Source organism: Undibacterium sp. 14-3-2, assembly GCF_016595265.1.
GTDB lineage: Bacteria > Pseudomonadota > Gammaproteobacteria > Burkholderiales > Burkholderiaceae_D > Undibacterium > Undibacterium aquatile.
In genome coordinates, this window is record NZ_JAENGS010000002.1 from 126,041 (window position 1) to 152,046 (window position 26,006).

26 protein-coding genes are annotated in these 26,006 nt (G+C 50.0%); 10 read left to right on the plus strand and 16 right to left on the minus strand.

Annotation, left to right across the window (positions count from 1 at the left end):
- Positions 1–10: 10 nt before the first annotated feature.
- A complete protein-coding gene (locus Undi14_RS05120; protein ID WP_186896685.1) occupies positions 11–229 on the plus strand; it encodes a DUF3820 family protein in 219 nt (72 codons plus the stop codon).
- 164 nt (positions 230–393) lie between these two features.
- Here Undi14_RS05120 and Undi14_RS05125 read toward each other — a convergent pair whose 3' ends face one another.
- From Undi14_RS05125 to Undi14_RS05140, 4 genes are all read right to left on the minus strand, one after another.
- Entirely contained in the window at positions 394–1,206 is an 813-nt protein-coding gene (locus Undi14_RS05125; protein ID WP_200178453.1) for an SAM-dependent methyltransferase, read from the minus strand.
- A 6-nt stretch (positions 1,207–1,212) separates the two neighbouring features.
- Positions 1,213–2,580 (minus strand): GGDEF domain-containing protein, encoded by a 1,368-nt coding sequence (locus Undi14_RS05130; RefSeq protein WP_200178455.1) that lies wholly within the window; start codon positions 2,578–2,580, stop codon positions 1,213–1,215.
- 410 nt (positions 2,581–2,990) lie between these two features.
- Entirely contained in the window at positions 2,991–3,206 is a 216-nt protein-coding gene (locus Undi14_RS05135; protein WP_186883229.1) for a hypothetical protein, read from the minus strand.
- A gap of 88 nt (positions 3,207–3,294) precedes the next feature.
- Positions 3,295–5,001 carry a M14 family zinc carboxypeptidase gene (locus Undi14_RS05140; protein ID WP_200178458.1) on the minus strand — a complete coding sequence of 569 codons (1,707 nt, stop codon included), beginning with the start codon at positions 4,999–5,001 and terminating at the stop codon, positions 3,295–3,297.
- 140 nt (positions 5,002–5,141) lie between these two features.
- Here Undi14_RS05140 and Undi14_RS05145 point away from each other — a divergent pair, with 140 nt between their 5' ends.
- Positions 5,142–6,251, plus strand: coding sequence for a beta-eliminating lyase-related protein (locus Undi14_RS05145; RefSeq protein ID WP_200178460.1), 1,110 nt, complete (start codon positions 5,142–5,144; stop codon positions 6,249–6,251).
- A gap of 18 nt (positions 6,252–6,269) precedes the next feature.
- Here Undi14_RS05145 and Undi14_RS05150 read toward each other — a convergent pair whose 3' ends face one another.
- Genes Undi14_RS05150 through Undi14_RS05175 form a run of 6 tightly spaced genes read right to left on the minus strand, consistent with a single transcriptional unit; the run spans position 6,270 to position 12,010 of the window.
- Positions 6,270–7,598, minus strand: a complete 1,329-nt coding sequence (locus tag Undi14_RS05150; protein ID WP_200178463.1) for a TAXI family TRAP transporter solute-binding subunit — start codon at positions 7,596–7,598, stop codon at positions 6,270–6,272.
- On the minus strand, positions 7,598–8,401 hold the full coding sequence (locus Undi14_RS05155; RefSeq protein WP_200178465.1) for a molybdopterin-binding protein: 804 nt from the start codon (positions 8,399–8,401) through the stop codon (positions 7,598–7,600). The genes Undi14_RS05150 and Undi14_RS05155 overlap by 1 nt, the downstream gene beginning before the upstream one ends.
- Before the next feature lie 31 nt (positions 8,402–8,432).
- Complete coding sequence (locus Undi14_RS05160; protein ID WP_234030429.1) at positions 8,433–9,254, minus strand: EI24 domain-containing protein; 822 nt, start codon at positions 9,252–9,254, stop codon at positions 8,433–8,435.
- A complete protein-coding gene (locus tag Undi14_RS05165) occupies positions 9,251–10,243 on the minus strand; it encodes a sterol desaturase family protein (RefSeq protein WP_200178468.1) in 993 nt (330 codons plus the stop codon). Before Undi14_RS05165 ends, Undi14_RS05160 begins: the two co-directional genes overlap by 4 nt.
- Complete coding sequence (locus Undi14_RS05170; RefSeq protein ID WP_234030478.1) at positions 10,243–11,001, minus strand: polysaccharide deacetylase family protein; 759 nt, start codon at positions 10,999–11,001, stop codon at positions 10,243–10,245. Before Undi14_RS05170 ends, Undi14_RS05165 begins: the two co-directional genes overlap by 1 nt.
- A gap of 34 nt (positions 11,002–11,035) precedes the next feature.
- Positions 11,036–12,010 (minus strand): cytochrome D1 domain-containing protein, encoded by a 975-nt coding sequence (locus Undi14_RS05175; protein ID WP_200178470.1) that lies wholly within the window; start codon positions 12,008–12,010, stop codon positions 11,036–11,038.
- Between the two features lie 240 nt (positions 12,011–12,250).
- On the opposite strand from Undi14_RS05175, the gene Undi14_RS05180 reads away from it, so the two are divergent.
- The gene (locus Undi14_RS05180; RefSeq protein WP_186896697.1) at positions 12,251–12,607 is read left to right on the plus strand and encodes an FKBP-type peptidyl-prolyl cis-trans isomerase; all 357 of its coding nucleotides are present in this window, start codon (positions 12,251–12,253) and stop codon (positions 12,605–12,607) included.
- Between the two features lie 264 nt (positions 12,608–12,871).
- On the opposite strand, the gene orn is transcribed toward Undi14_RS05180, so the two are convergent.
- Positions 12,872–13,456 (minus strand): oligoribonuclease, encoded by a 585-nt coding sequence (gene orn / locus Undi14_RS05185; protein WP_186896698.1) that lies wholly within the window; start codon positions 13,454–13,456, stop codon positions 12,872–12,874.
- A 39-nt stretch (positions 13,457–13,495) separates the two neighbouring features.
- On the opposite strand from orn, the gene Undi14_RS05190 reads away from it, so the two are divergent.
- From Undi14_RS05190 to rsgA, 3 genes are read left to right on the plus strand one after another with little or no spacing between them, the layout of a single operon-like run.
- A complete protein-coding gene (locus Undi14_RS05190) occupies positions 13,496–14,764 on the plus strand; it encodes a M48 family metallopeptidase (RefSeq protein WP_200178471.1) in 1,269 nt (422 codons plus the stop codon).
- A 50-nt stretch (positions 14,765–14,814) separates the two neighbouring features.
- The gene (locus Undi14_RS05195) at positions 14,815–15,165 is read left to right on the plus strand and encodes a 4a-hydroxytetrahydrobiopterin dehydratase (RefSeq protein WP_200178472.1); all 351 of its coding nucleotides are present in this window, start codon (positions 14,815–14,817) and stop codon (positions 15,163–15,165) included.
- Positions 15,165–16,070: a ribosome small subunit-dependent GTPase A gene (gene rsgA, locus Undi14_RS05200; RefSeq protein ID WP_200178474.1), complete on the plus strand. Its 906-nt coding sequence runs from the start codon at positions 15,165–15,167 to the stop codon at positions 16,068–16,070. The genes Undi14_RS05195 and rsgA overlap by 1 nt, the downstream gene beginning before the upstream one ends.
- A gap of 58 nt (positions 16,071–16,128) precedes the next feature.
- Here the strand turns inward: rsgA and Undi14_RS05205 are convergent, their stop codons facing one another.
- The 4 genes from Undi14_RS05205 to Undi14_RS05220 all read right to left on the minus strand — a co-directional run bounded on the left by Undi14_RS05205 (position 16,129) and on the right by Undi14_RS05220 (position 20,141).
- Positions 16,129–17,274, minus strand: a complete 1,146-nt coding sequence (locus tag Undi14_RS05205) for a cell division protein FtsQ (RefSeq protein ID WP_200178475.1) — start codon at positions 17,272–17,274, stop codon at positions 16,129–16,131.
- A 9-nt stretch (positions 17,275–17,283) separates the two neighbouring features.
- Positions 17,284–18,681: an MBOAT family protein gene (locus tag Undi14_RS05210; RefSeq protein WP_200178477.1), complete on the minus strand. Its 1,398-nt coding sequence runs from the start codon at positions 18,679–18,681 to the stop codon at positions 17,284–17,286.
- Between the two features lie 20 nt (positions 18,682–18,701).
- Positions 18,702–19,358: an alginate O-acetyltransferase AlgF gene (locus Undi14_RS05215; protein WP_186883213.1), complete on the minus strand. Its 657-nt coding sequence runs from the start codon at positions 19,356–19,358 to the stop codon at positions 18,702–18,704.
- 123 nt (positions 19,359–19,481) lie between these two features.
- Complete coding sequence (locus Undi14_RS05220; protein ID WP_234030430.1) at positions 19,482–20,141, minus strand: SGNH/GDSL hydrolase family protein; 660 nt, start codon at positions 20,139–20,141, stop codon at positions 19,482–19,484.
- 395 nt (positions 20,142–20,536) lie between these two features.
- On the opposite strand from Undi14_RS05220, the gene argF reads away from it, so the two are divergent.
- The 3 genes from argF (at position 20,537) to Undi14_RS05235 (ending at position 23,121) form a co-directional block, all read left to right on the plus strand.
- Positions 20,537–21,451 (plus strand): ornithine carbamoyltransferase, encoded by a 915-nt coding sequence (argF, locus tag Undi14_RS05225; protein WP_186883211.1) that lies wholly within the window; start codon positions 20,537–20,539, stop codon positions 21,449–21,451.
- Positions 21,452–21,497: 46 nt separating this feature from the next.
- Entirely contained in the window at positions 21,498–22,730 is a 1,233-nt protein-coding gene (locus tag Undi14_RS05230; RefSeq protein ID WP_200178479.1) for an argininosuccinate synthase, read from the plus strand.
- A gap of 76 nt (positions 22,731–22,806) precedes the next feature.
- Entirely contained in the window at positions 22,807–23,121 is a 315-nt protein-coding gene (locus Undi14_RS05235; protein WP_200178481.1) for a pyrimidine/purine nucleoside phosphorylase, read from the plus strand.
- Positions 23,122–23,188: 67 nt separating this feature from the next.
- Here the strand turns inward: Undi14_RS05235 and murJ are convergent, their stop codons facing one another.
- Positions 23,189–24,742: a murein biosynthesis integral membrane protein MurJ gene (murJ, locus tag Undi14_RS05240; protein ID WP_200178482.1), complete on the minus strand. Its 1,554-nt coding sequence runs from the start codon at positions 24,740–24,742 to the stop codon at positions 23,189–23,191.
- 102 nt (positions 24,743–24,844) lie between these two features.
- Here murJ and Undi14_RS05245 point away from each other — a divergent pair, with 102 nt between their 5' ends.
- On the plus strand, positions 24,845–25,933 hold the full coding sequence (locus tag Undi14_RS05245; RefSeq protein WP_200178483.1) for a serine hydrolase: 1,089 nt from the start codon (positions 24,845–24,847) through the stop codon (positions 25,931–25,933).
- Positions 25,934–26,006 lie beyond the last annotated feature (73 nt).

The window sequence follows — 26,006 nt, forward strand, 5'->3', positions numbered from 1 at the left end:
TGAAAAACCCATGCAAGCAGATGATTTGCAGCGATTGCTGACACTGAAAATGCCTTACGGCAAATATGAAGGCAGATACATCGCCGATTTGCCGGGGCATTATCTGGGTTGGTTTGCGCGTGAAGGTTTTCCCAAAGGAGAGATAGGCAGATTATTGGAGCTGATGTATGAGATTGACCATAATGATCTGCGGGAACTGCTGAATCCTTTACGGCAGTCGACAAAATAAACAACTCAGGACAGATCAGCTCACGTTGCCGCAATATTCGTCAACGCCGTTCCACTCATATCATGCCAGCCTGCGCAGACAAACTGAAAACTGGAGAACAAAAAAGCAGCGCAATTTCTTTGTGCTGCTTTTTTTAATTCAATAAATACCTATACAGGTAAAGCTCAGGCAAGTATGGTGTCTGACAAGGCTCGCAACTGATCAACGACATCCTGATCAATTTGCATCTTATTTGCAGCCGGAATCACCAGAGTGGTGATTTGCTTCAGCGCCGCCTGCGGCAATTCACAGAGACGAATTTTATCCGCCCGTGTGTGCTCCAGTGGATGAGTCGCAGCCTCATACAAAATTACCTCATGATCTGCTGAATATGTTTTCATGAGCTTATTCACAATGATCTGCAAATGTGCGGGTTCCGTCTCAAAACGCTTGAGTGTCAGATCACCTGCAATACCGATCTGCCACAAAACAAACAATGCAGTCGGATCGATCTGGCGCTGATAAATCATGAATTGGGTGGCTTCCATCGATTGCATACCAAAAGTACCCGGGTCGATTCCCAGATCGGCGACCAGACAATCCAGTGCGGAAATCCCCGGCTCCATATGCGCTTCAAAACCTTCCTGCCGCGCGTCAGCAATTGCCATGTGTGAGATGCAGGCAAAAATACCGGGATGCCCATAAAATGCCGCGCATACTCTTTTACCCTGCCGGACTTCATGCAGGATCGTATCAGCCATACGACGATACGTATCCCGCCGGGTCTTGCCATCGACTTTCGTATCGTCGTAATGATCTAATAAACAGACATACTCTTTCGCCACACCTTGCAGCCATTTGCGGGTGAACATATTAGGAACGGCAGCAATCACCACGTCAAATGACTCGATATAGCTTTTTGCCAACGGCGTCAATTGTCCCGCCATACGCATACCAGTGCCGACACAAACTAATTTCCCTGCTTTTTTATTTGACATTGAATTCTATGAAAATACGGAAACGCGATTACGGCCATCTGCTTTGGATTGATACAGCGCTTTATCAGCCGCCTGCATCAGTTCCTGAAAATTAGTGATGTCGGTAGTGTTCATCGTCATTGTCGCGAGGCCAAAGCTTGCACTTAAAGGGCAACGGATACCACGGGATTCGGCATCAATCATAGTAATGGCATGCCGACAACGTTCTGCAAGTTGCAAACCGATTTCCTGTTCCGCCGCTGGCAAAAAAATAGCAAACTCCTCGCCGCCAATACGCCCAAAAACATCACCTTTACGCAATACACCGGCAACAGCCTGACTCACATTTTTCAATACCCAGTCACCAGTTGGGTGGCCAAAACTGTCATTCACATTTTTGAAAAAATCCATATCAAACAAGATCAGGCTGACCGCTGCAGTACGATGCTTAACCCCGGTTTCAGCTGAACTCATGAAGTGCGAACGATTGCTGATCTGCGTCAGCCCATCCAGTTCTGCATGGCGTTGGAAAATATTTTTCTGCCTGATAACTTTCCACAACCAGACGCCCAGCACACAAATAAAACACAGTACCAAGGCGATGATCAGCAATAGATTCTGATTGCTCTTCTTCTCTAATTTTTTTTCAACATCGAGAATTTTGTTCTTTTGTTCGAGTAAAACCATTTGATTGGCTTTATCCTGAATCTCGAACTTAACACGCTGGTAGGCCAGGTTTTTCTGCAACTGTTGATCAAGCAGCTTATTTTTTAAAGTCAGCGCCGTATCGGCATACTCCAGTGCTGAGAAATACTGCCCCTGCGATCGCTTGATATCCGCCATAATTTCACTGGCTTTTTCCAATAACAAAACGACATTTTCTTTTTTTGCCCTGGTATATGCCTGAACACCGTATGACTCAGCCTGCTGCGTATCTCCCGTTTTTAGGTAAGCTTTAGCAAGTGCCGTTTCCAGCTGTATTAAGTAATCAGAACTCTGACTATTTTTTTTCAACTCTTCAAGCAAAGGCATTCCGGCTTTGATACCCAGAGCATAATTACCTGACTCAATCACATCAATATTGGCAATGGTTTTAATCAAAAGAGACATAATAAAAAACTGTTGTTCATCACAAGACTTGATAGCACTATTCAACAGTTCATTAGCTTTTTGACGATTGCCCTTTAAAAAACTGATTTCAATCTGATCACCGATTCCTAGACAGGTCGCCAAACCTGGACTTTCTTCGCGATCCAGTTCTGACAAGCGTAACGCATACATCATCGATTCGTCATACGCCCGCAATGAATTCAGAATAGCAATTGCTGATTGCAAAACATCAATCTTGGCATTTTTGTTTTTCAGACTGGGGAGCAATACTATGCTCTGATTCATATAACTCAGTGCATTTTCATATTCGCCCAAATTGATGTAGCCATCCGATAGTTGATATAAAAATCGGGCTCGATAGTCGATATCAGAAATATCTTGGATAACAGACCGAACAAATTGCACACGCTCGCGGTGTTTTCCAAGAAAACCGAGCGCCGATGCACGCAAAAGCAGAAATTTATTTTTTTGTTCAGTAGAAAACGTAGTCTGCTGCGACGCCAGTTCGTCTAGTATTTTGAGTGATGCATCGGGAGAAGTGTTTAAAGTCTGGCGTACTTTTTGAAAAAGTACATCATTTTTCGCATCTGTTGCAGCATCCACCTCCCGAGGCAGAATAACGATGAGCAGCAACGCGCATAACAATAAAAGCCTCATGGATTCTTTATCGTCATTAAGCGCACGCTCTTAACAAATCAGTGAGTGGTCTCAAGAGACTGAAGCTTCGGCAAGTCCGCCTCGTCAATCCCAATTAAATTGGCCACCTTCGATTTATCGCCTGAAATCAGCGCATTTTTTTCTTCCTCACTCAGACCAAAACTATCCATTGCAGCGACAGGGTTGGCTGCAAACGCTTCACGTGCGTCAGCGTTTTGATCCAGATAATTCAGATAGTCCAACAGTTTTGACATAGTGTTTCTCAGGTAAAAGTTGATGACATTACTTCCAAGAAAACATTCTATTCGGTTTCATCTTAAATGTAAGCAAAAGTTACCGACATTAGATTATCCGCAACACCGGATAACAACGCCATTCAGGTTCTCTAAAGCGCTCGCAATGCGTGAAAATAAAATCGAGTACCGCTTCCTGATTATTCAGCAACTCGGGATGGCTCTGCTTCCAGGCATCAAACAAAGCCAGAGTAGCCGGTTCGTCGCGTAGGATTTCTGCTGCGGTATCCTCGAAGACATAATCGGAATACGCTTCCTTTTTTTCCAACACACTATTGAAGAAACCCCAACGGAAAAAGCTGTCATGCGCCTGTGGCTCCAGCGTTTCCAGTACATAACGCGCTTGCTTTTGGTTCAAGGTAACCAGGTAGTCTCCTGCCTCTGCGCGTCTCGCTTCATTATGGGTGTCGAGCACAAGCTGATCATGGAACAGATGCCCTTCGTATGCGTGCTCACGTGATTGCACAGACTGAATACGATAGGTCTGCACATTCATCACCTGTGCTTCTGTGAGCCGCTGCATCTGCACACCATTCCATTGCAGGCGCTCGATCACGGCGCGCCAGGCTTGCGGAATCAGGTAGGCTTTGGGCTGCGTAATAGTCACATCGCTGACAAAGTGATTGAAGTAAGGAATCGGCTTTTCCCAAGGCTGACTACGGTCATAGGCTAAACGTGTGTAATGACCGATCACGCTGGGGCGATACACTGCCTGATATCCTTTGAAGAGAAAACTGGATGGACGGCTTTGATCTACCTTCCAGCTTACGGCGGCGTGCGTACTGGTTGCGGCAGCCTGTCTTGCCTGCGCCCTCAGCGTTTGTATCTGTGCCGCATTCGCAATGGTGAAATCCAGCACGGTCTCAACCAATGCACACATGGATGCATAGCGATCAGCGAATGGTTTGAGCATGTGCGTTTCAGGCATAAAACCTATCGTGTGATGCAACGCGGCGTAGCCTGTGGAAAAACGCGGTGTTTCCAGAAAATCTTCGATGCCATGATCCGGAATATCTTTCACAGGATTCACATACGGGCAAGTCGGCCAGCCACGTTCATTCATCTGCGTATAAATTGCAGGTAACATCGTATCGCGCAGATAGTCGCCAAGCCCCTTGCCCAGCTTATCTGCCTGGGTCTGTATCAGCGTCATGGTGTACTGATAATCAGCACCGTTAGACGTATGCGTATCGACCATGACATCCGGGCTCCAGGCGCTGAAGAAGCGGTTGAACACCTGCGCATTCAGACTGTCACATTTGATGAAATCGCGGTTCAGATCAAGATGCAGGCTGTTACCGCGAAAGCCAAACATTTCAGGACCATCCTGATTCACCCGCGACGTATTCTGACGATTGACGCAGCCATCAACGTTATAGACAGGGATAAACAAAAACGCGGTTCCTCCTAATGCGGCCAAACGTTCTGGCTGTACACAAAAGTCACGCACCAGCGCCATACACCCGTCGATACCCTCCGGCTCACCCGGATGAATACCGTTGTTATTAAAAAAGACGGGGCGGCCTTCGCGTTGCAGCTGCTCACGATCAAACACGCCATCCGCGGTCACGACGCCCGCATGAAGAGGTCTTCCAGCATCGGATCTGCCTATCTCAAAAAACTGTAAGGTCCGGGGAAATGCTGCGGCAAGTCGCTGATAGAATTGTATGCACTCTTCCCAGCTGGTAGTTTGATTCTGATTGCCAGTTTCATAGGGAGTTAAAAATTGGTGTCCAAGCGTAGGCGTCGTGCTCATATTCAGGATTCTGCAAAATGGAGTAAGGCTTCGATTTTAGCTTACATTCCGACTATCCAAAAACGTATGGCAGAGATGGCATACTTCAGCCTGCGATTTTATCCGCACTACCAAAGAAAAGAATCTGACCGGAGAAGACTGTGACTAACGCCGAGATTATTGCCCTGAAAAACACCTGTCATACGATCCTGCCCGGTCATAAAGCGCTAACCCCGGCACAGAGTTTTGCACAGATGGCGAGCTGGTGCGAAACAAATAATATTGAGCATGATGTGTATGGTGAAGGCGATTTTCTGCAGTCATTTGAGAAAAAAATTGCCGGTCTGCTGGGAATGGAATCCGCGATGTTCTGTATCAGCGGCACCATGGCGCAAGTGATCGCATTAAAACTGGCCTGTGAAGAACGTGGCAGTTCGCTGGTTGCGCTGCATCCGACCTCACACCTGCTTTTGCATGAACGCAGTAACTTTCAGGTCATGGATTATTTCACCGCATTGAACATCGGTAACCCGCACCGTCCGTGGACGCTGCAAGACCTGCAAACACAGCCCGAACATATCGCCGCTGCGCAGTACGAATTACCTATGCGCGAGATCGGCGGGCAATTACCGGGCTGGGAAGAACTCATTGCAATAAAAACCTATTGCCGTCAGCAAGACATTCATCTGCACATGGATGGCGCAAGGTTATGGGAAGCTGCCTGCGGTTTCAACAAACCGTTGAGCGACATCGCTGCAGGTTTTGATAGTGTCTACGTTTCATTTTACAAAGGCATAGGCGGATTTGCTGGTGCTATGCTTGTCGGTCGTACCGATTTCATTGCGAAGGCCAGAGTCTGGATGCACAGGCAAGGTGGTAACGTTTTCCGCCGCACGCCGTATGTCATTGCCGCTGCTATGCAATTCGATCAGCGTCTTGCGGCGATGCCAGCATATTTTCAGCGCACCAGGGAAATCTATGCTGTATTAAAAGACTATCCGGCATTCATCGCGAACCCTGCAACACCGCACTGTAATATGTTGCATCTGCATTTGCCGACAGACAAAGAATCCGCCATACAGTTGCGCAACCGAATCGCTACCGAACACGGTATCTGGTTATTCAATAATGCCGTCCATACCGCACTGCCAGGTTATTGCATGTTTGAATGGTATGTCGGCGATCAGATGCTGGACATCAACGACAACACATTGCGACAGGCATTAGATTTACTGACAGCAGGCGTACAGGCACCAGTCCTTTCAATGTGATGAAATGGTGCGCAGGACTTATCTGCTTTTTAGCAAAGATTGCACCCGGGTTCGTACGAACTGGATATGACTGCGCAGACCATATAATTCCTCTGCATACGAAAGAGGAACGCTGATGCGGTTTACCTTGTCTTCAATTTCATCAAGATAATTCAATTGTTTTTCCAGCGTCGCTTTTTTATCTGAACTGCTCAGGTTATCGATGATCTGCTCGACCGTACGTAACTGACCATACCAGCGATAAATTCTGGAGCGGATACGCCAGACGTATAAAGGGGGAATAATTTTTGATAAGGGCAAAAACAAAGCACCCAGCGCAACGATCACCACCCACATGCGCTCGATAAAATTCGCGACCCAGAACGTCAGATAACGTTGCAGCACAGGCGCACCGCTTTTATAGAATTTTTCAGCTTCACCCGACACCGGAATTTCGGTGTAGCGATCGGAAGGAAACTCACCCTGCTTGCTCAGCCAGTCGGCGCGACTGTGAATTTTAGCAGCGGCCTGCAACAACAGACCGGTCAATGCAGGATGCAGGCTTTCGTGCGCCACCAGCGTTGCTGTTGGTGAGATCAGGTGATAATCGCGGGCTGGTAAATCCAAGCCGATATCGACGATGCCGCGCGGTAAAGTCACTTGCGACAGATAAGGAAAACGGCGGGTATAGGCTTCGGCCTGCACAAAGTCAAATAAGCGCACACCAGGAGTCTGCAGCAGCATCTGCACCAGCGGCGCATCACTGGCGGTGCTGAATACCAGTACATCCAACTGGCCTGCCAGAAATGCTACCGTCGCAGGCGTATCGTCGAGATGTTGGAAACTGACATCATCAGCACTCATGTTATTCACCGATAAAATCTGCTCGAAAATACGGCCAACACCGGTGCCGTCAGGGCCGACATTAATGCGTCGCCCTCTGAACTGGCTGATGGTCGTGAATTCTTTTTTATCGCGGTAAAAAATCCAGATCGGTTCGTAAAACAAACTGCCGAGCGAGACCAGTCCTTTTTCTGCCGCTTCCGTGCGGTCAGTTGAACCACTTCGCACAAAGCCGACTTCGATTTCCGAATCAGGGTCGCTGATGCGTTGCAAGTTTTCCTGCGAACCTTGCGAGGTTTTAAACCGTAGCTGAATCTGATTTTTTGCCAGCTCCGCAGCATATAACTTGGCAAAACGTTCGTAAGCACTATTTTCCGGACCGGTGGAAATGTCGATAATGCGCGGCGGTGCCGGGTCCACCAGCCAGAATCCCAGGCCGCAGACAATCAGCACCATCAGTGTCACCGGACCAAACGCGATGATCAGGTCGCGCAGCGAAAACAGGGTGAACTTGATCTTTTGCATCAGGCGTCGGAACTCAGCGGTACCGGCACATATTCAGATTGAAAATGATCGAGGCCTGCGAGCATTTTCTTAAATGCGGCCTCTACCTGTTCCGGGTCACCTTTGACGCCCAGCTCGATATGTCGGCGCTGCGTCTCTGTGCCAACGCTGGGCAGACTGAAGACTTTAATCAGCGGGAATTCCGCTTCGAGTGCTTCCATTAACGGTGTCAGCACGGACTCTATTGCCTCGTATACCAGCACGGCTTTTTCTGCTCTTGCCTGTTGATGAAACAGATGTGAATAATGCGTATCCAGCACCCACTCTATCATCGGCCAGGCCATCACCGGAAAGCCCGGAACGAAATAATGCTGACGTATCGCAAAGCCAGGAATTTTGTTGTAAGGATTCGGAATCAGCGCCGCACCTTGCGGAAACTCGCCCATCTTCAGGCGCTGCAAATGATCGGGGCTGTTCAGATCCACGGTCTTACCGGCCTCAGCAGCCATTTCCAGTACCCGTTGCTGTATCAGTGTCTTCGCTTCAGTATGTAATTCCAGCGGCAGATTCAGTGCTGCGGCGGCACATTGACGGGTGTGATCATCCGGTGTGGCACCGATGCCGCCAGTCGAAAAAACGATATCACCACTGGCAAAACTGCGTTGCAGGGTCGCCGTAATCCGTTCGCGGTTATCACCGACGTACTCAGCCCAATCCAGTTGCAGACCGCGCGCATTCAATGCGGCGATCACTTGCGGCAAGTGCTTATCCTGGCGTTTGCCTGAAAGAATTTCGTCACCGATGATGATCAGACCGATAGCCATATGCGTTCCTTTGTTGGAATTCGTGATGCGCTTATTGTACAAGAGCAGACGACGCTGCTGCCCGCTGTTGTGCCAGCGCCGCCAGACAATAGTGCTGGAACCACAGACCGGAAAAAACAAATACCAGCACATACAGCCAGATCGCAAATCCGGCGATCACCGGCAAGAACATCACCGCCATCACGCCACCCAGCCACAACAAGCCCGGCGCGGCACCGAATATACCCGCAATCGTTCCCATGAATAATAAAGACCAGCGATGCTGTTTCATCAATGCGCGACGTTCATCCGCATCGGCATGTTCAGCCAGCGCGTCATAGACGATCACGCGATAAGTGAGCCAACCCCATAACAAGGGTTGTAAGACCAGACTCACAGGAGGAAATAAAGTCAGCGGTAACGTCAGCAGCCAGACAACCGCAAAAATCACAAATGAACTGAGTGAATACCCTATGCTGCCGAGCAAAGAACCACCATGCCGTTGTTCCAGTTGCGGATAATGGCGGGACCCGACATGTTTGCTGATCGCAGGCATCGCAAACAAGCCTATGCACAATAAAGCGGTAAACACCATCAGCGGTAGCAACAGCCACATCGCCACCAGCGGCACCACCATCGCTTTTAATGTGAACAAGCCTATCATTCTCAGGATGTCACCGGCGGTCTGAAAACTGTTGTGATCGGCAAACCATAGTTGCAGATAATCGATCAACGCCTGCAGACCAAACCACATGGCGACGCTCCAGATCAACAGCGCAGCCAGAAATGGAATGAAGGTCAGTAGCAGCATGCGAAAGTGTAATTGCGCCGCAACCGCTCTCCCCCATGCGATACCCACCGCAGCAATATTCATGAGTGCGTTTCCTTTTCCAAGCCGGTCATGCGTTTGAGCCCCAGCCATTGCTGCGCCCAGAATCCACGACCATAGTCGCGGGAACATCCTTCCGGTGCAGGTAACTGATCACGAATGCCGGTCTCGGCATATTCTTGACTGAATAAGGCTGTGCCAAACAGCACATCCCATAGCGGAAACAGGACGGCAAAATTATGCCCGCCCAAGGTGCCTTTGCCTTGCGTTTCATGCCCCAGACCAATCGCGTGATGCATGCGGTGATAGCGTGGCGACACCAGTAAATAATCACCGAACCGGCCGAAATGCAGACGCACATTCGCATGCTGCAGACTCTGCAACATTTGCGAGGCCATCACCAGCATCACATACTGACCCGGCTCCACGCCTATCACAATCGCGATCATGCCCATGTAAATATCGCGCAAAAAATCGTCGAGCAAATGATTACGGTTATCGCTCCACAGATTCATATTGCGCTGACTGTGGTGCAGACTGTGCAAACCCCACCACCAGTTGAACTGATGGCTGGCGCGGTGATACCAGTAATCAAAAAAATCCAGCACAAACAGATAAGCAATAAATAGCAAGGCCGGATATTGCAAGAAACCTGACCACAGATTTTCAAGATTAAAAGGATTGACGCCCTGCAAATGCAAGACCGCTGTCAGATAATCAAATACAGGTGTCAGCAGAAAAAACACCACCATCGAAAACGCGCCCAGGCGATGCAAGGCGGTATAAATGAAATCATTCCAGCGGGCGTAACGATCGGTGATCTTGTGTACCGGTATCCAGGACTCCAACGGGCGCAAGATCAGGAACAAAATAATCAGTTGTAATACGCCGAAGATAAACCACTCAACACCCTCAAATGAATCTTCCACATATTCACCCAGCCCGACATAAAACATCGTCGGCTGCACGATGGCTTGAAAAATCCAGGATTGCAGGTTGGTCAGTAAATCTGAGAAGTAAGCAATGAAATTCATTATTTGCCAGTGGTATAGGAAGGATGCTCGCGTAGCGTAGCAAAACAAAAGGATTTTTGCTCAAGCCCGGTAATCAAGGGGTCCAGATTTTCCGGTGCCCAGGCCTGCTTGCGCGACCAGATGCCGAGGTGCGCCATGAAAATATCGCCATCACGTAAATGATCGAGTGCGCGTTTTAACAGCAACGCATTACTGAATTTTTCGCTGGATAATTCATCGCCGGAAAAACCGGCAGGCGCCCATGCCACATGACGGTAACCGCAAGCTTCGCCCGCTTTCAATAAATTCGGTGTCAGCTTACCGCCAGGCGCGCGCCAGTAGGGATCAAGTTGCTTACCGGTCAGTTGAAGGAAACGCTGGTTCACACGACGCAATTCGCTGCAATATTGTTGCGGCGTCCACGTCAGTTTTTTTCCTGCATCAGCGCCGAACTGCGGGCGTACTTCAATCCGGCCATCAGGCAAATCACCGATCACGTAAACGTGATCGAAAGTGTGCGCTCCAAACGCATGGCCTTCATTTGCCAGCGTTTTCCAATATGGTGCCCACGATGGATCGAGAGAATAATCGTCACGCACCGTTTTTTCGTTCGCCAGAAAAAAGGTGGCCTTGATCTGATGGCGACGCAGTGTTGCCGCAATCAATTCCGCCTGCGACTGGCTGCCAGTATCAAATGTCAGATAAATCGTTCCCTTACATGCGGCAGAGTGAGCGGCTGCGGTCGCTGCGACAGCGCTGATCTGCACCGGCAGAATCAGGGCTGCCAGTGCGGCTGCAAGGTAAGGATTGTGCTTAGATGTTGCCGGCACGATTGGCAAAGAAAACGCCATGCGGGGAGCGGCCAACCGGAATAAGCTTGATGACTTTTCTGGATGGAATATCGACGACCGCTACTTTTTTAATCCAGCGCAGAGTCGCCCACAAAGTCTTACCATCTTCACTGACTTCCATGCAATCAGGGCCGCCGGGAACAGGAATACTGCCGACCATTTCCAGTGTTTGCTGATCGAGGATATTGATTTCATTCGAGGTGCGGTTAGAGACAAACACATGACGCTTATCGCCCAGCGCACGGAAATTATGGGTGCCGACACCCGCTTTAATCCGTTTGACGGTTTTTTGCGTACGCCAGTCAATCACTTCAACGTAATCTTTGCCCATGATGCCGACCAGCAGATATTTATCATCCGGCGTCATCACGATACCCGCTGGCAACTTACCGACAGGAATCGTCCATTTCACTTTCTGGGTCGCCAGATCAATTGCCGACACCTGATCGCTACCTTGCTGAGTAATGAACACGGTTGTGCTGGCGGCATCAAATGCCATGTGGCTAGGTAACTTCGCCAGCGGAACACGGTTCACCAGCTTCAGATCCTGACCATCGAATTTATAAAAATCGACGCGATCAAGGCGCAGCGAATTTGAGACGAACCATTTCTGATCCGGTGAAAAACCGATCTGATACGGATCGGCAATATCCTTGATACGACGCTGAATCTGACCACTCTTAGGGTCAAGAAACACCAGCTCGTCACCAATCGCATTCGCCACAATCAGAGATTTATTATCCGGCGTCGCCATCAGGTGATGTGGTTCTTTACCGATAGGAAAAGTACTGATTTCTTTGTACGTCTGCTGATCCAGCAGACTGACCGTCGCATCACGCGAATTCAGCACGACCACAACGTTTGACTGTGCTGCCGGTACAACGGCGGGAACCAATAAACCAAAAAACAGAGATGCCAACAAAGAACGACTACGCATGAAAGAAGACCGCCAATAAATGAATTAAGTCTGCATTTTACCGTGCATAGTCGTCAGCGGCTTAGATCAGGCTTGCTGTTTTTTTACTTTTCAGCCGATATTGAGAAAAATCAAGGCGACAACTTTCACTCAGGAAACACCGCTCCGCGAAGAAAAGGGCATCATCCGGGCTGATTCCAGCGCCCGAATCTGTTTTTGCTCTACAATTGCGCCACTTTTTTGACAAATGAAGGGGAAACCATGAGCACAATTACTACCGTCAGCGGTTTGCAATACGAAGATAAAATCGTCGGCGAAGGCGCAGAAGCGCAAGCAGGCAATCACGTTGTCGTTCATTACACAGGCTGGTTGCAAAATGCCGATGGCAGCGCTGGCGCGAAATTCGATTCCAGCAAAGACCGCAATGATCCTTTCTCTTTCCCACTCGGTGCTGGTCACGTGATCAAAGGCTGGGATGAAGGCGTACAAGGCATGAAAATCGGCGGCACCCGCATCCTGACTATCCCATCCAGCCTCGGCTACGGCCCACGCGGCGCCGGCGGTGTGATTCCACCGAATGCAACTTTGATTTTTGAAGTAGAACTGCTGGGCGTTTAAGCACTGGCAGCGCAGAAAATGGTCTGAAAACAACCTTTTTGGCTCTGTTTTTGCCATTTTTCAGGGAGTATCTTATTTAATTGCGAATATCTCCTTATAAAAAAAGGAGGTTAGCGATGCCAAAATACATACTCCCTGGGAGTATATGAAAAATCAGGAATAAAAAAGCGACGGCCATTTTGACCGTCGCTTTTTTTATGTCCGCCTATGTCTGCTGCTGTATTCCTATGTCCGCAACGCCGCAGAGGCAACATCGCACTCAACTTATTCCTTGATGAAATGCTGACGGTAATACTTGAGTTCCTCGATGGATTCAACGATGTCGGCCAGCGCGGTGTGCTTCTGATGCTTTTTAAATCCTGTCGATAATTCCGGTTTCCAGCGGCGGCACAGTTCTTTCAGCGTGGACACATCCAGATTGCGGTAGTGGAAAAACGCTTCCAGCTTAGGCATGCCGCGCGCCATGAAACGGCGATCCTGACAAATCGAGTTACCGCACATCGGCGATTTACCGGCTGGCACATACGGTTTCAGAAACGCGATCAATGCTTCTTCAGCATCGGCTTCGCTGAACGTCGATGCTTTGACTTTATCGATCAGGCCGGAGCGGCCATGTGTGCCTTTATTCCAGGCGTCCATTTTGTTCAGCGTTTCATCCGACTGATGGATGGCAAATACAGGGCCTTCTGCCAGCACATTCAATTGCGAATCCGTGACTACCACAGCCACTTCGATAATGCGGTCATTATCAGGGTCAAGGCCGGTCATTTCCATGTCCACCCAGATCAGATTCATTTCATTTGGGCGTGCAGGTGGTGTGTTTGCTTGAATGTCGGTCGCTTGTGACATAATTCTTCCTTAGCTTTTTTACGAATGTCACATTTTCCCATGATTTCAGTCGCCTTTTCGGTTTTCTTCATTTCCTTTCTGCTGGTCACGCTGCTGGTGCAGTTCTGGCTGGGCTCGCGCCACATTCGCCACATACTGCAACACCGTTCTCAGGTGCCTGCGCAATTTGCCGAAAAAATCCCGCTGGCAGCACATCAGAAAGCCGCCGACTACACCATTGCCAAGACCAAACTCGGACTGGTGCTGCTGATATTTAACGCGCTTGTCCTGATCGGCTTCACCTTGTTTGGCGGCTTGCAGTGGCTGTCTGTCACACTGGTCAAAATCACCGGCCCGGGAATGTGGTATCAGATCAGTCTGATCGCCGCATTTGCCGTCGTCAGCAGTTTGCTGGAACTGCCATTTTCGTATTACTCGCAATTCGTGCTCGAACAGAAGTTTGGCTTTAATAAAATGACGCCGGGCCTGTTCTTTGGCGACCTGATAAAAAGCACGCTGCTGGGCGCGGTGATTGGCCTGCCGCTGATATGGGTCGTGCTGACGCTGATGGATAAATCCGGTGCGTTGTGGTGGCTGTATGCGTGGCTATTCTGGAGCGGCTTTCAGTTATTGATGATGCTGATTTACCCCAGCGTGATTGCACCGCTGTTTAATAAATTCACCCCGCTGGAAGATGATGGTCTGCGTGCGCGTATCGAAGGTCTGATGGAGCGCGTCGGTTTTGCATCGAAAGGCCTGTTCGTGATGGACGGTTCTAAACGCAGCGCCCACGGCAATGCGTATTTTTCCGGGTTTGGCGCATCTAAACGCATCGTCTTTTTTGATACCTTATTGTCGCGTCTGGCACCGGCTGAAATTGAAGCAGTACTGGCGCACGAACTCGGTCATTTTAAGTTAAAACATATCGTCAAACGTATGATCGTGATTTTTGGCATGTCACTGGTTTTTCTAGGCTTGCTGGGCTATCTGAAAGAACAGATCTGGTTTTATACGGGGCTTGGTGTTGAACCTATGCTGCTGGCAAAAAATGACGCGATGGCCTTGATTTTATTTATGCTGAGCGTGCCTGTGTTTACCTTCCTGTTCTCGCCGCTGACCTCAATCAGCTCGCGCAAACATGAATTTGAGGCTGATGCCTTCGCCGCCAAACATACCGATGCCAATGATCTGGTGGCAGCGCTGGTGAAACTGTATGAAGACAATGCGTCTACCCTGACGCCTGATCCGCTGCATTCTGCTTTTTATGATTCGCATCCACCAGCGACGGTACGCATTAACAAATTGCTGGCGGCGTCGTCAGCCGCGTAATTTTAGAAATAAAGTCAGACATAACGTGAGAAATAACCTCAGGAATAACCATGATTAAAACCGCCGACTTGCTCGCCAAAAAATCGCAAGAAACCTTCACCGGATTACCGGAATCGGAATTATCTGCTTATCTGGCCGCCACGCCAGGCTGGGCAGTCGACGGTGCGCGCATCGTTAAAACCTATCAGTTCAAAAATTATTACGAAACACTGTCGTTCATCAACGCGATTGCGTATGTGATTCATGCAGAAGACCATCATCCGGAACTGGTCGTCACTTATAACCGTTGTGTGGTTCGTTTTGACACGCATACGGTGAACGGCGGCAAAGGCGGCATTTCAGAAAACGACTTCATCTGCGCCGCTAAAATCGACGCCATTTTTGAGCAAAGTTTTTCCTGATGGCGCATCTACAAGGTCTGGTTATCGCTGCGCATGGCCGTCATTACCTGATACAGGCGACGATCAACGGCGAAGTACAAAAACTGCATTGCGTCACACGTGGCAAGAAAAGTGATGTCTCTGTCGGTGACGTGGTTGAATTCGCGCTGACATCAAAAAATCAGGGCGTGATAGAAGCCATTACCCCGCGTAAAACCTTGCTGTACCGCTCAGATCAGTACAAGTCAAAAATGCTGGCAGCGAATCTCACGCAACTGCTGATTGTGGTGGCGACCGAACCCAGCTTTACTGACGATCTGGTCTCGCGTGCACTGGTTGCGGCAGAATCCTCCGGCATCAAGCCGCATCTGATTCTGAATAAAGTGGATGTTACCGAATCACTACCGAAAGCGCGTGAACGTGTCGGCTTGTATGCGAAGCTAGGCTACCCGGTGCATGAGGTTTCGGCGAAGGCCGATCCTGAAGGCACGCGGGTCACGATGGAAAACCTGATGCACGGCCAAAGCACGATATTGATAGGCCAGTCGGGAATGGGGAAATCCTCGCTGATCAATCTGCTGATTCCCGATGCGGAAATCGCCACCCGTGAAATTTCGGCAGCGCTGGATACCGGCAAGCACACCACCACATTCACCCGTCTGTATCAGATGGATGAAAATTCGTATGTGATCGATTCGCCCGGCTTTCAGGAATTTGGCTTACATCATCTGAGCGAAGGCATGCTGGAACGAGCGTTCCCGGAATTTTTACCGCATCTGGGGCACTGCAAATTCTACAATTGCCACCATCACGCCGAGCCTGGCTGCGCGATTCTGGCAGCAGTAAAAGATGGCAGCATCGCCGCTATGCGGCACGAGCTGTTTGAACAACTCGTGCATGAATCGGCACAAACGGTCGGTTACTGATCGCTACGGATTGCTGAATTTTTTACGCTGACTTTTCCATTGAATTTTCAGCGTTGAATTACAGCTTGCCTTGCTTCAGGCTTTCCAGCCAGGCACGCTCTGAGGGCTTGAATGGCTTTTGCAACATGCGTTCTGGAATCTCCCACACTACGACTTTTGGCGGTTCCTGCTGCAATGCTTTGCTGTGCAGATAGGCTGAGGCGGAACCATCAAAATCGCCGCCATCTTTGGCCAGATTCGCTACCGGTGCCGCCAGATGCTGACTCAGAAACGGCACAAAATTACCGCGCAAGCTGAATGAGGTGCCGATTAAAGCCACCGCAGGCAATCCGCCATCACCAAACAAATCGTCGCTGTTATTCGCGACTGGTGCCACGGTACTGGTCGCGGTCCTTTCAATTGCGGGACGTAAAGCAGCCGGTAATCCATCAAGATTGGCGACGCGGAATAAATCCCCCATGCGCTCTGCGATCACGGTTTTCACCGCACCTGCAGAAAGCTCTGCATTAAACTTATCAACCAGGCCAGCACTTTGTAAATGCTTTGCAATCGCTGCTGCCGCCGCATTCGCACCCGCCTCACTCCAGTGCGAATCGGTCCGGTAATAACGCTCGCCACTGAAACTGTTCAGCGCTGGATACAGATCGATCACCTCAACCTGCTTTGCGCGCAAAGCCTTAATCCAGTCATCGCCACGCTGGGCAAAGCCCGCAGGCCGGTGCAGACCACAAAGATGCTGCTGTTCCACACGGGATTTATCGGGGACGACCGCCACCACCAGTTGTATGCCCTGTTTTTTCAGGGTTTGCGCAATCTGTCCGACCATGTATGCGCGTGCATTTGCATTCTGTGCGCCGCCGTCAAATGTCGTCAGCTCTTCCTGTAAGAAAAACCAACCGTCACAACCGACACGCACATTCGGGCCAGCATCGCGCGCAAGATTCCATCGAACCGCCCGCTCAAATTTGGCAAATGTTTTACTCCATGAAAAATGTTCATTGAGCTGCGTCGTAAACATCCGCGTCGCTTCACCCTGAACAATCTTCTGCACGTCCCCCATCTCTCGCCATTTCTGCAATGGCACCTCTTGCAAAGACGATACCGTCGCAACCAGGCCAGCAGCAAGTATCGCCGCAAACGACAAGGCAGGCACATAGCGCCACGCTCCGGCTTTTTTTGCATTAAAGGAAAAAGATTCGCTCATGTTTTCCTCTTAAAACTGGAAGTACAAAAATGGAATTGCCTTTTGCCCTGCCAGTACGATTACTGCATAAGCAAAGGTAAGTACTGGCCAGACCATACTCCAGCTCATAATACCGAGACCGCCCTGTTTCGCTATCCGGGTCGCAGGATAAACCACGCAAATCAGACCGATCACGAAGGTCATTAAAATACCGGGGCGCAAAGCCAGAATAATTTCATCTCCGATACTCATACCGTTTAAACCAAGTTGCCCCGCCCACATGTCGAGCGCGTTGTCGAAACCTGCGGCACGGAAGATCGTCCAGGCAAACATCACCGCCAACAAAGTCAGGCTGCGCGAAGCGAAATTGGGCATAGACCAACCACGTTGAGTAAAAGCGCGATCGCAGCACAGCGCGCTACCGTGAATGATGCCCCAGATCAGATAATTCCAGTTATCACCACCATGCCATAAACCACCGATTGCCATCGTCAGCATCAGATTCACATAGGTGCGGATTTTTCCCTGACGATTACCGCCGAGGCTGATGTAAAGATAATCCCGTAACCATGACGACAAGGTCATGTGCCAGCGCCGCCAGAAATCCTGTATCGACACCGCAAGATACGGGTTATTGAAATTTTCCTCAAAATGAAAACCCAGCATCAGCCCAAGGCCAATCGCCATTGCGCTATAACCGGCGAAATCAAAATACAGTTGAAACGTATAGGCGATACAGCCAACCCAGGCATCGCCAAAGCCGGGATTTTTCAAGCCAAACGCCAGTGCCACCACCGGTGCCAGCGTATCGGCAATCAAGACCTTCATCGAAAAACCAATCATGAAACGACGTGCGCCAAGCGTGAATTTTTCAAATGAAAAAACACGTTCGCGCAGTTCTTTGTCGATCACTTTATAACGGACGATGGGGCCGGCGATCAGATGCGGGAACATCGCCATATACGCACTGAAAGAAATAAAGCTGTACTGTGCTGGTACGGTCTTGCGACGCACATCCACGATGTACGAAATCGCATGTAATACCGTGAACGACAAGCCTATCGGCAGCATCAGGTTTTCCCACGGTATGACGGGCATCTGCCGCCCCGTGAGTATGGTGTTGAGCGACGACACCACCATGTTGGTGTATTTGTACCAGACCAGCGACGCCAGATTCAACACTATGGTTGCCGCCATCAGCCGTGTTTTCAGGCGTTCATCATTGGTTCGGTCAATCAGGATCGCAGCGCCCCATGCAAGGATGGTCAGCGCAATAATCAACAGCAGAAATTTAGGCGTCCACCATGCATAAAACAGCCAACTGCCAAACAACAATGTGTGATTGCGATACTGCTGCGGTGTGACCAGATACAGCGCAAAAAACAGAGGCAGAAATAGCGTCAGAAACTCAAGAGAAGCGAATACCATGAGAAAAGTCCTGATTCAGATCAGGAAGTGGAATCACGTACAAAAAAAGTCTGACGACCTTTTTTCGCAGGAATCACGATAATACTGTAGCGTTCCCCTGCTTGCAATTGTGACATATCGACCGCTGCACCGGCAGCATCAGTGCCACAATTCGCCTGCACTGTCAGCGCCACAGGATTCACCAGACGGCGTTGTGTTGTGGCTGGTTTAACACCTTCAAAAATCGTCGCAGCCTTGGCGCCACCCGTCAGCGAGGCGGCAGCGCAACTGCTATCAACATTCATAAGAGAAATAGAAGAACGCATGGCATTGAAATCCGTTGGGGCTTCGCGCACCAGCATACTTTCAAGCGCCGTTCCTTTATTCAGGATGGTGACAGTAATAAATTCACCCGGCTTCGCCACAACTTCCACATTGGTTTTAGCGGCACCGACTTGCACACTGGCCTTCAGTTTATCGCCGGCCTTGACCGGATAAAACCGCGAAACACGACTCTCATTTTTAACATCCAGACTCACTTTAGCCGCGCCGTTGACGACAAGCGCCTTATCGCTGCTGGCATTCAGAAAGCGCACGAAGGATGAATCCTGACCAGGTCCGGTTTCATACAAAGGATTATCTGCGTAAGCGCTCAGAGACAAGACGGAAGCCAGGCAAGTAAGGATAATTTTTTTCATTTTGATGAATCAGTCTATGCGGTCAAAGACAAAGCCGACAATACAAACAGGCATCATGCCAGCCAAAAACACCCGTGCGCCACAGATAAAAATCTGGTGGCGCACGGCCGGTCAATCTGGATATTAACGTTTGATTGAATTCAGAATCGCAGGTGTGGTGATCGCATTACCAATCGCACTGCCCCAGGATTTATAGCCAGCACCGTCGAAATGCTGACCATCTATCGTGCCCCATTCGCCAGGTTTAGACAGGCTGAGTGAATCGATATAAGTGCATGGCGCCACGATCTCAGACAGGTAACCAGACATTTCTTTGGCACGGGCATAAGTTTTATTGAATTTGCCGCCTTCAGTACCCCAGGCCGGGCCAACCCAGACGCAACTCACATTGTTATTTTTGACGCCTTTGGTCAGACGGGAAACCTGTTGCCAAACCCAGTTTTTTTGCAGTTCTGGCTGAGAATACGACGCCATCGTATCGCCATTCACCACAACCACCAGATTTGGTTTGTAGGTTTTGACCAGTTCATTGAACGGGCGCGTCATTGCATCCTGCCCGGTTTTCACTTCGACCGGACCATCTTTCAGACGAACAGCACCGCCGCAAGAAGACTGACTCTTCACCATCCAGTCACCAGCCGCGACGCCGCAGGCACCGAAAGAATAAACGACGGCACCTTTATTCATCAGATCATCGTGCAAAGTCGTGATCAGATAATCAGGTGTGGACATATGGCTATCGCCAATAATCAGGACGGTCAGTCCGGCTAAAAGTGCACTCATAATAATTAATCCGGGTAAATGTTGTTCAATACAAATGATCTGCCAGCTCGAATGCCAGTCAGATTAACGACGAATTCTCTGAAGAAACAAATTCTACAATCAGAGGCATTATAAATAGCTTACCGAGAACCAATGATGTCAGAACAATAAGATTATCAAGTAGAGTTACTTTTTTTTACTAATTCACGAAAATTAACAATTCCGCACGCAATCAAACAACATTTCAATATCGCAACAACAAAGCTGATTTTTCGCAAATAAATGTCAAAAGCGCCCACAAATTAATTTTCAAACCCGCCATCTTCTGAATTTAATATGGGAAAGCCGCTTTAATCCTTTATAATGAAGAAGTTATAACAGGCGGCGGCAAGCTTCACTTGCTGCCGGTTTTATTTATGGCTATCAAACACTTCCTGCAATTTTCCGATTTCACGCTGACCGAATTTGAATATGTGATGCAACGCGCGCGCATCATCAAACAAAGGTTCAAAGCTTATCAGACCTATCACCCTCTGCTCGACAGAACGCTGGTGATGGTTTTCGAGAAAAATTCCACCCGTACCCGTCTGTCATTTGAAGCTGGCATGCATCAGCTCGGCGGTGCGGCAATTTATCTGAATACGCGTGACAGTCAGCTTGGTCGCGGCGAACCTGTCGAAGACGCAGGTCAGGTCATGTCCCGTATGTGCGACATCATCATGATCCGGACATTCGAACAAGAGATGATAGAAAAATTCGCGGCCAATTCGCGCGTCCCTGTCATCAACGGTTTAACTAACCAGCACCATCCTTGCCAGGTACTGGCCGACGTGTTCACCTACATCGAACATCGCGGTTCTATCACGGGCAAAAAAGTCGCATGGATAGGTGACGCGAACAACATGCTGTATTCGTGGTTGCAGGCCGCCCAGATCTTCAATTTCCATCTGCACATTTCGACACCCAAAGGCTACGACATGGATATGTCGCTGGTCAGTGCAGATCCATCGCAGTACACCTTGTTCGACAATCCATCCGATGCCTGTGCCGGGGTCGATCTGGTGAATACCGATGTCTGGACCAGCATGGGTTACGAAGCCGAAAATCAGGCACGTCTGCAAGCATTTGACGGCTGGATTGTGGATGAAGAAAAAATGGCGCGCGCCAATGCGGATGCGCTGTTTATGCATTGCCTGCCTGCTCATCGCGGCGAAGAAGTTTCGGCTGGCGTGATCGATGGTCCGCAGTCTGTGGTCTGGGATGAAGCAGAAAACCGTCTGCACGTACAAAAAGCTTTATTAGAATATCTGGTTGTTGGCGAAATCAGCTAAGCCGGATCAAGCACACCGTTTTAAATAGACATTTTGAAAGCACACTATGAGCGATATTAAAAAAGTCGTCCTCGCCTACTCCGGCGGTCTGGATACCTCAGTCATTCTGAAATGGCTGCAAGACAATTATCAATGCGAAATCGTGACCTTCACTGCCGATCTGGGCCAGGGTGAAGAGCTGGAACCGGCACGTGCCAAAGCCATTAAATTCGGCATCAAGCCAGAAAATATTTACATCGATGACGTGCGTGAAGAGTTCGTCCGCGATTTCGTTTTCCCTATGTTCCGTGCCAACACGATTTACGAAGGTGAATACCTGCTTGGCACATCGATTGCCCGTCCGCTGATCGCCAAACGCCTGATCGAAATCGCTAAAGAAACCGGTGCCGATGCGATCTCGCACGGTGCGACTGGCAAAGGTAATGATCAGGTGCGTTTCGAACTCGGTGCTTATGCGCTGATGCCGGGCGTGAAGATCATTGCACCATGGCGCGAATGGGATTTATTGTCCCGCGAAAAACTGATGAAATATGCAGAAGACGCAGGCATAGAAATCGACCAGAAACACAAAAATGGTGGCGCGCCGTATTCGATGGATGCGAATCTGCTGCACATCAGTTTTGAAGGTCGCCACCTTGAAAACCCAAGTGCTGAAGCCGAAGAATCGATGTGGCGCTGGACAGTAAGCCCGGAAGCAGCACCAGATGCACCGGAATATCTGGACATCGAATTTGAACGCGGTGACATCGTCGCCCTGAATGGCAAACGCTTGTCGCCAGCAGCGGTGCTGACTGAATTGAACCGTCTGGGTGGTAAACACGGTATAGGCCGCCTCGATCTGGTGGAAAACCGTTATGTCGGTATGAAATCCCGTGGTTGCTATGAAACGCCAGGCGGCACCATCATGCTGCGTGCACACCGTGCAATTGAATCGATCACACTGGATCGCGAAGTCGCGCATTTGAAAGATGATCTGATGCCACGTTACGCCAGCATGATTTACAACGGCTACTGGTGGGCGCCAGAGCGTATCGCACTGCAAACCCTGATCGATCACACACAACAAACGGTCAACGGCTGGGTACGCGTCAAGCTGTACAAAGGCAATGTGATCACCGTATCGCGTGATTCCAAAACAGATTCTCTGTTCGACATGAACATTGCTACTTTTGATGAAGACGGCGGCGCTTACAACCAGGCGGATGCTGGTGGCTTCATCAAGCTCAACGCATTGCGTATGCGTATTGCAGCAAATGCCCGCGCAAAACGCGGTCAGTAATCAGGAAATACACCCGCTTTTATCAATGCAACTCAGCCCGCTTTTTATGCGGGCTGTTTTTTTGGAACAGAACAACATGACAACTCAATTCGACCAGGTCAGCGTCGTAAAAAAAGCGAATATTTACTTCGACGGCAAATGTGTTTCCCACACAGTATTGCTGGCTGACGGCACAAAAAAAACCATAGGCGTGATTTTCCCATCGAGCCTGGTATTCAATACGGGCGCGGCTGAAATCATGGAACTGAACGCAGGCAAATGCCGCATCCGCGTCAAAGGCGACAGCGAATGGTCAGTGTATGAAGGCGGCCAGCAATTTCAGGTGCCAGCCAATTCCAGCTTTGAAATAGAAACGCTGGAAACCCTCGATTACGTTTGCCATTTCATCTGATCGGTACAGCGCTGAATCAATAAAAAAGGGATGCCGCGGCATCCCTTTTTTATTACGATCACCAACGTCAGACCTTCGCTGTTTTCCGGAAATCTTTGGGGCGAAAGCCCATCACCGCCAGCGCACCGAAATACGCGGACGCCGATACCAGGATCAGTACGAACAAAGCGCCTGCGCGCAATAGCGGAGTATGTTTCATTGCCAGCCAGTGTATCTGATCCGACATCCATGACGACACCGCGGCCATCAGCATTAATGCGGCAGCCAATTTGATCAGGAACATCAGCCAGCCTTTTTTGGGATGAAAAATACCGCGGCGGCGCAAGCCGATAAACAGCAACAAGGCATTAACGCAAGCGCCCAGCCCGACCGATAAAGCCAGACCGGCATGCGCAAACAAAGGCACAAACACCAGATTCAGCAATTGCGTCGCAATCATCACGGTCAGTGCGATTTTGACTGGTGTGCGTATATCCTGCCGCGCGTAAAATCCCGGTGCCAGAATTTTCACCACGATCAGACCGATCAGACCGATGCCATAAGAAATCAAGGCATGCGACGTCATCTGCACCGCATGATCGTCAAATTTACCATGATGGAACAAGGTGGCGGTCAACGCCTCGGGTATCGTCGCCAGCGCCACGGCGGCAGGCATCGCCAGCAGGAAAGTCAGGCGTAAGCCCCAATCGAGCAGTGCCGAATACTCAGTGGTATCGCCATCGGCATTCGCTTTCGACAAGCCCGGCAACAAGATAGTGCCTAAGGCTACACCGAGCAGCGCCGTTGGAAATTCCATTAAACGATCTGCGCTGGCAAGCCAGCTGGTGCTGCCCGCGACCATTTTGGAGGCCAGACTGGTGTTGATCAGAATACTGATCTGCGACGCCGAGACGGCCAATATTGCTGGCAGCATATTGCGCACAATGCGGCGCACGCCTTCGTCCTGCCATGCGGTATGCGGCCGCCAGCCTATGCGTGGCAACATGCCGATTTTGACCAGAGCCGGTACCTGTATCGCCATCTGCAACACACCGCCAACGAAAACCGCAATCGCCAGCGCATAGATCGGTTGCTCAAGAAAACGTGACAGCCACAAAGATCCTGCAATCGAGGTCAGATTATAAATCACCGGCGTAAAAGCCGGTATTTTGAATTCGCGCCAGGTATTTAAAATGCCGCCAGCCAGCGCCACCATCGACATGAAACCGATGTAAGGGAACATGATGCGCGTCATCACCACGCTGGCGTTAAATACGTCCGGCCGGTCAAGCAAACCGTTCGCCGCCACATATAAAATCACCGGCGCACCGACGATACCTGCGGCGCAGGTCAGCAGCAAAGCCCAGGTCAGCAAGGTCGCGACATGATCGACCAGCGCCTTCGTCGCTTCTTCGCCCTGTCTGACTTTATATTCGGCCAGAATCGGCACAAAGGCTTGCGCGAACGCGCCTTCGGCAAATAAACGGCGTAAAAGATTCGGAATACGGAACGCGATATTGAATGCATCGGACAGTGCATTCGCACCGAACTGGCTGTTAATCAGAATGTCGCGCGCCAAGCCTGTAATACGCGACAACATCGTCATGCCGCTGATAGAAGCAAGAGTTTTGAGTAAATTCATGGTGCGGCATTATATCGCGACACCTATCCTGCACTGCACAATCTTCCGTTTTTACCGTGATTTGTTACACTGCGGATTCTGATCTGTTCCCGGAGTAGAGCTATGTACCGCCTCTGTCACCTTAGTCACTTCCTGCGCAGCAGCGCCCTCATCGTTCTGAGTCTGTTGAGTTCTCTATCCACCCAGAATGTCGCGGCAAAACAGCCTGATGCTCTGGAAACCGCCGCCAGCCAGCTGTTTGCCAGCGGTTTCCGCGGTGCGATACTGGCAGCACGCGGCGATAAAATCTTGCTGCAAAAAAGCAGCACCGACTTCGGCGATCTGCAACGTACTTTCCGTTTCGCCTCGATCACTAAGCAAATGACCGCGATTCTGATACTGCAGGAAGTCGATGCCGGACGTTTGCAACTCGATCAGCCGTTGGGAAAGTATTGGCCCGATTATCCGAATCCGCAGGCGCGCCAGATCACGCTTCGGCAACTGTTGACGCATTATTCCGGCCTTTACAATGAAAATGCAGAGCCCACGTTTCACATGCGCAATGCCAATAATGGCGACAACATGCAGGCATTCGCTACCGGCATCTGCGCAGGACCAATGAAGAGTGCGCCCGGCAGCACGTTTGATTACAACAACTGCGACTATCTTGTGCTCGGTGCCTTGCTGGAAAAAATCAGCGGACAAGCATTTGCCCAATTGCTGCAACAGCGTTTATTCCAACCATCAGGCATGAAAAATTCCGGCATGTACAACGCCGCGATGCCAGACAACCCGGCGCATGTGCACGGCATCTTGGGTGGCAAAGCCGAACCGGAAGTGAATTTCGCCAGTTACGGCGCGGCAGGTTCGTCGTATGGCACGCTGCAAGACTTGCTCGCCTTTGACCGCGCCTTCATTGCGGGCAAACTGCTATCATCCGCCGCCCGCGCTGACATGCTGAAACCGAATGCGACCGGCGGCGCGCTCGGCGTCTGGGTCTATCCTTTCAAAGGTGCCGATGAACGCAAACCGACCACCATCGTCGAACGTCAGGGCTGGATTGCCGGTGTGCGTATCCTGAATCTGCTCGACATCCAAAACGGCCATATCCTGATCCTCGTCAGCACCAACGGCGACCTTGATCTGACCCAGACCTGGAACAATCAGGGCCCGGCAGCAGGAATACTGAAAGCGCTGTTACAGAGTAAATAAGCCTGTAAAACAGCTTTCTGAGGCAAAAATATACTCCCGGGAGTATATTTAAAAGCCCTTTGTTTATGCTGAG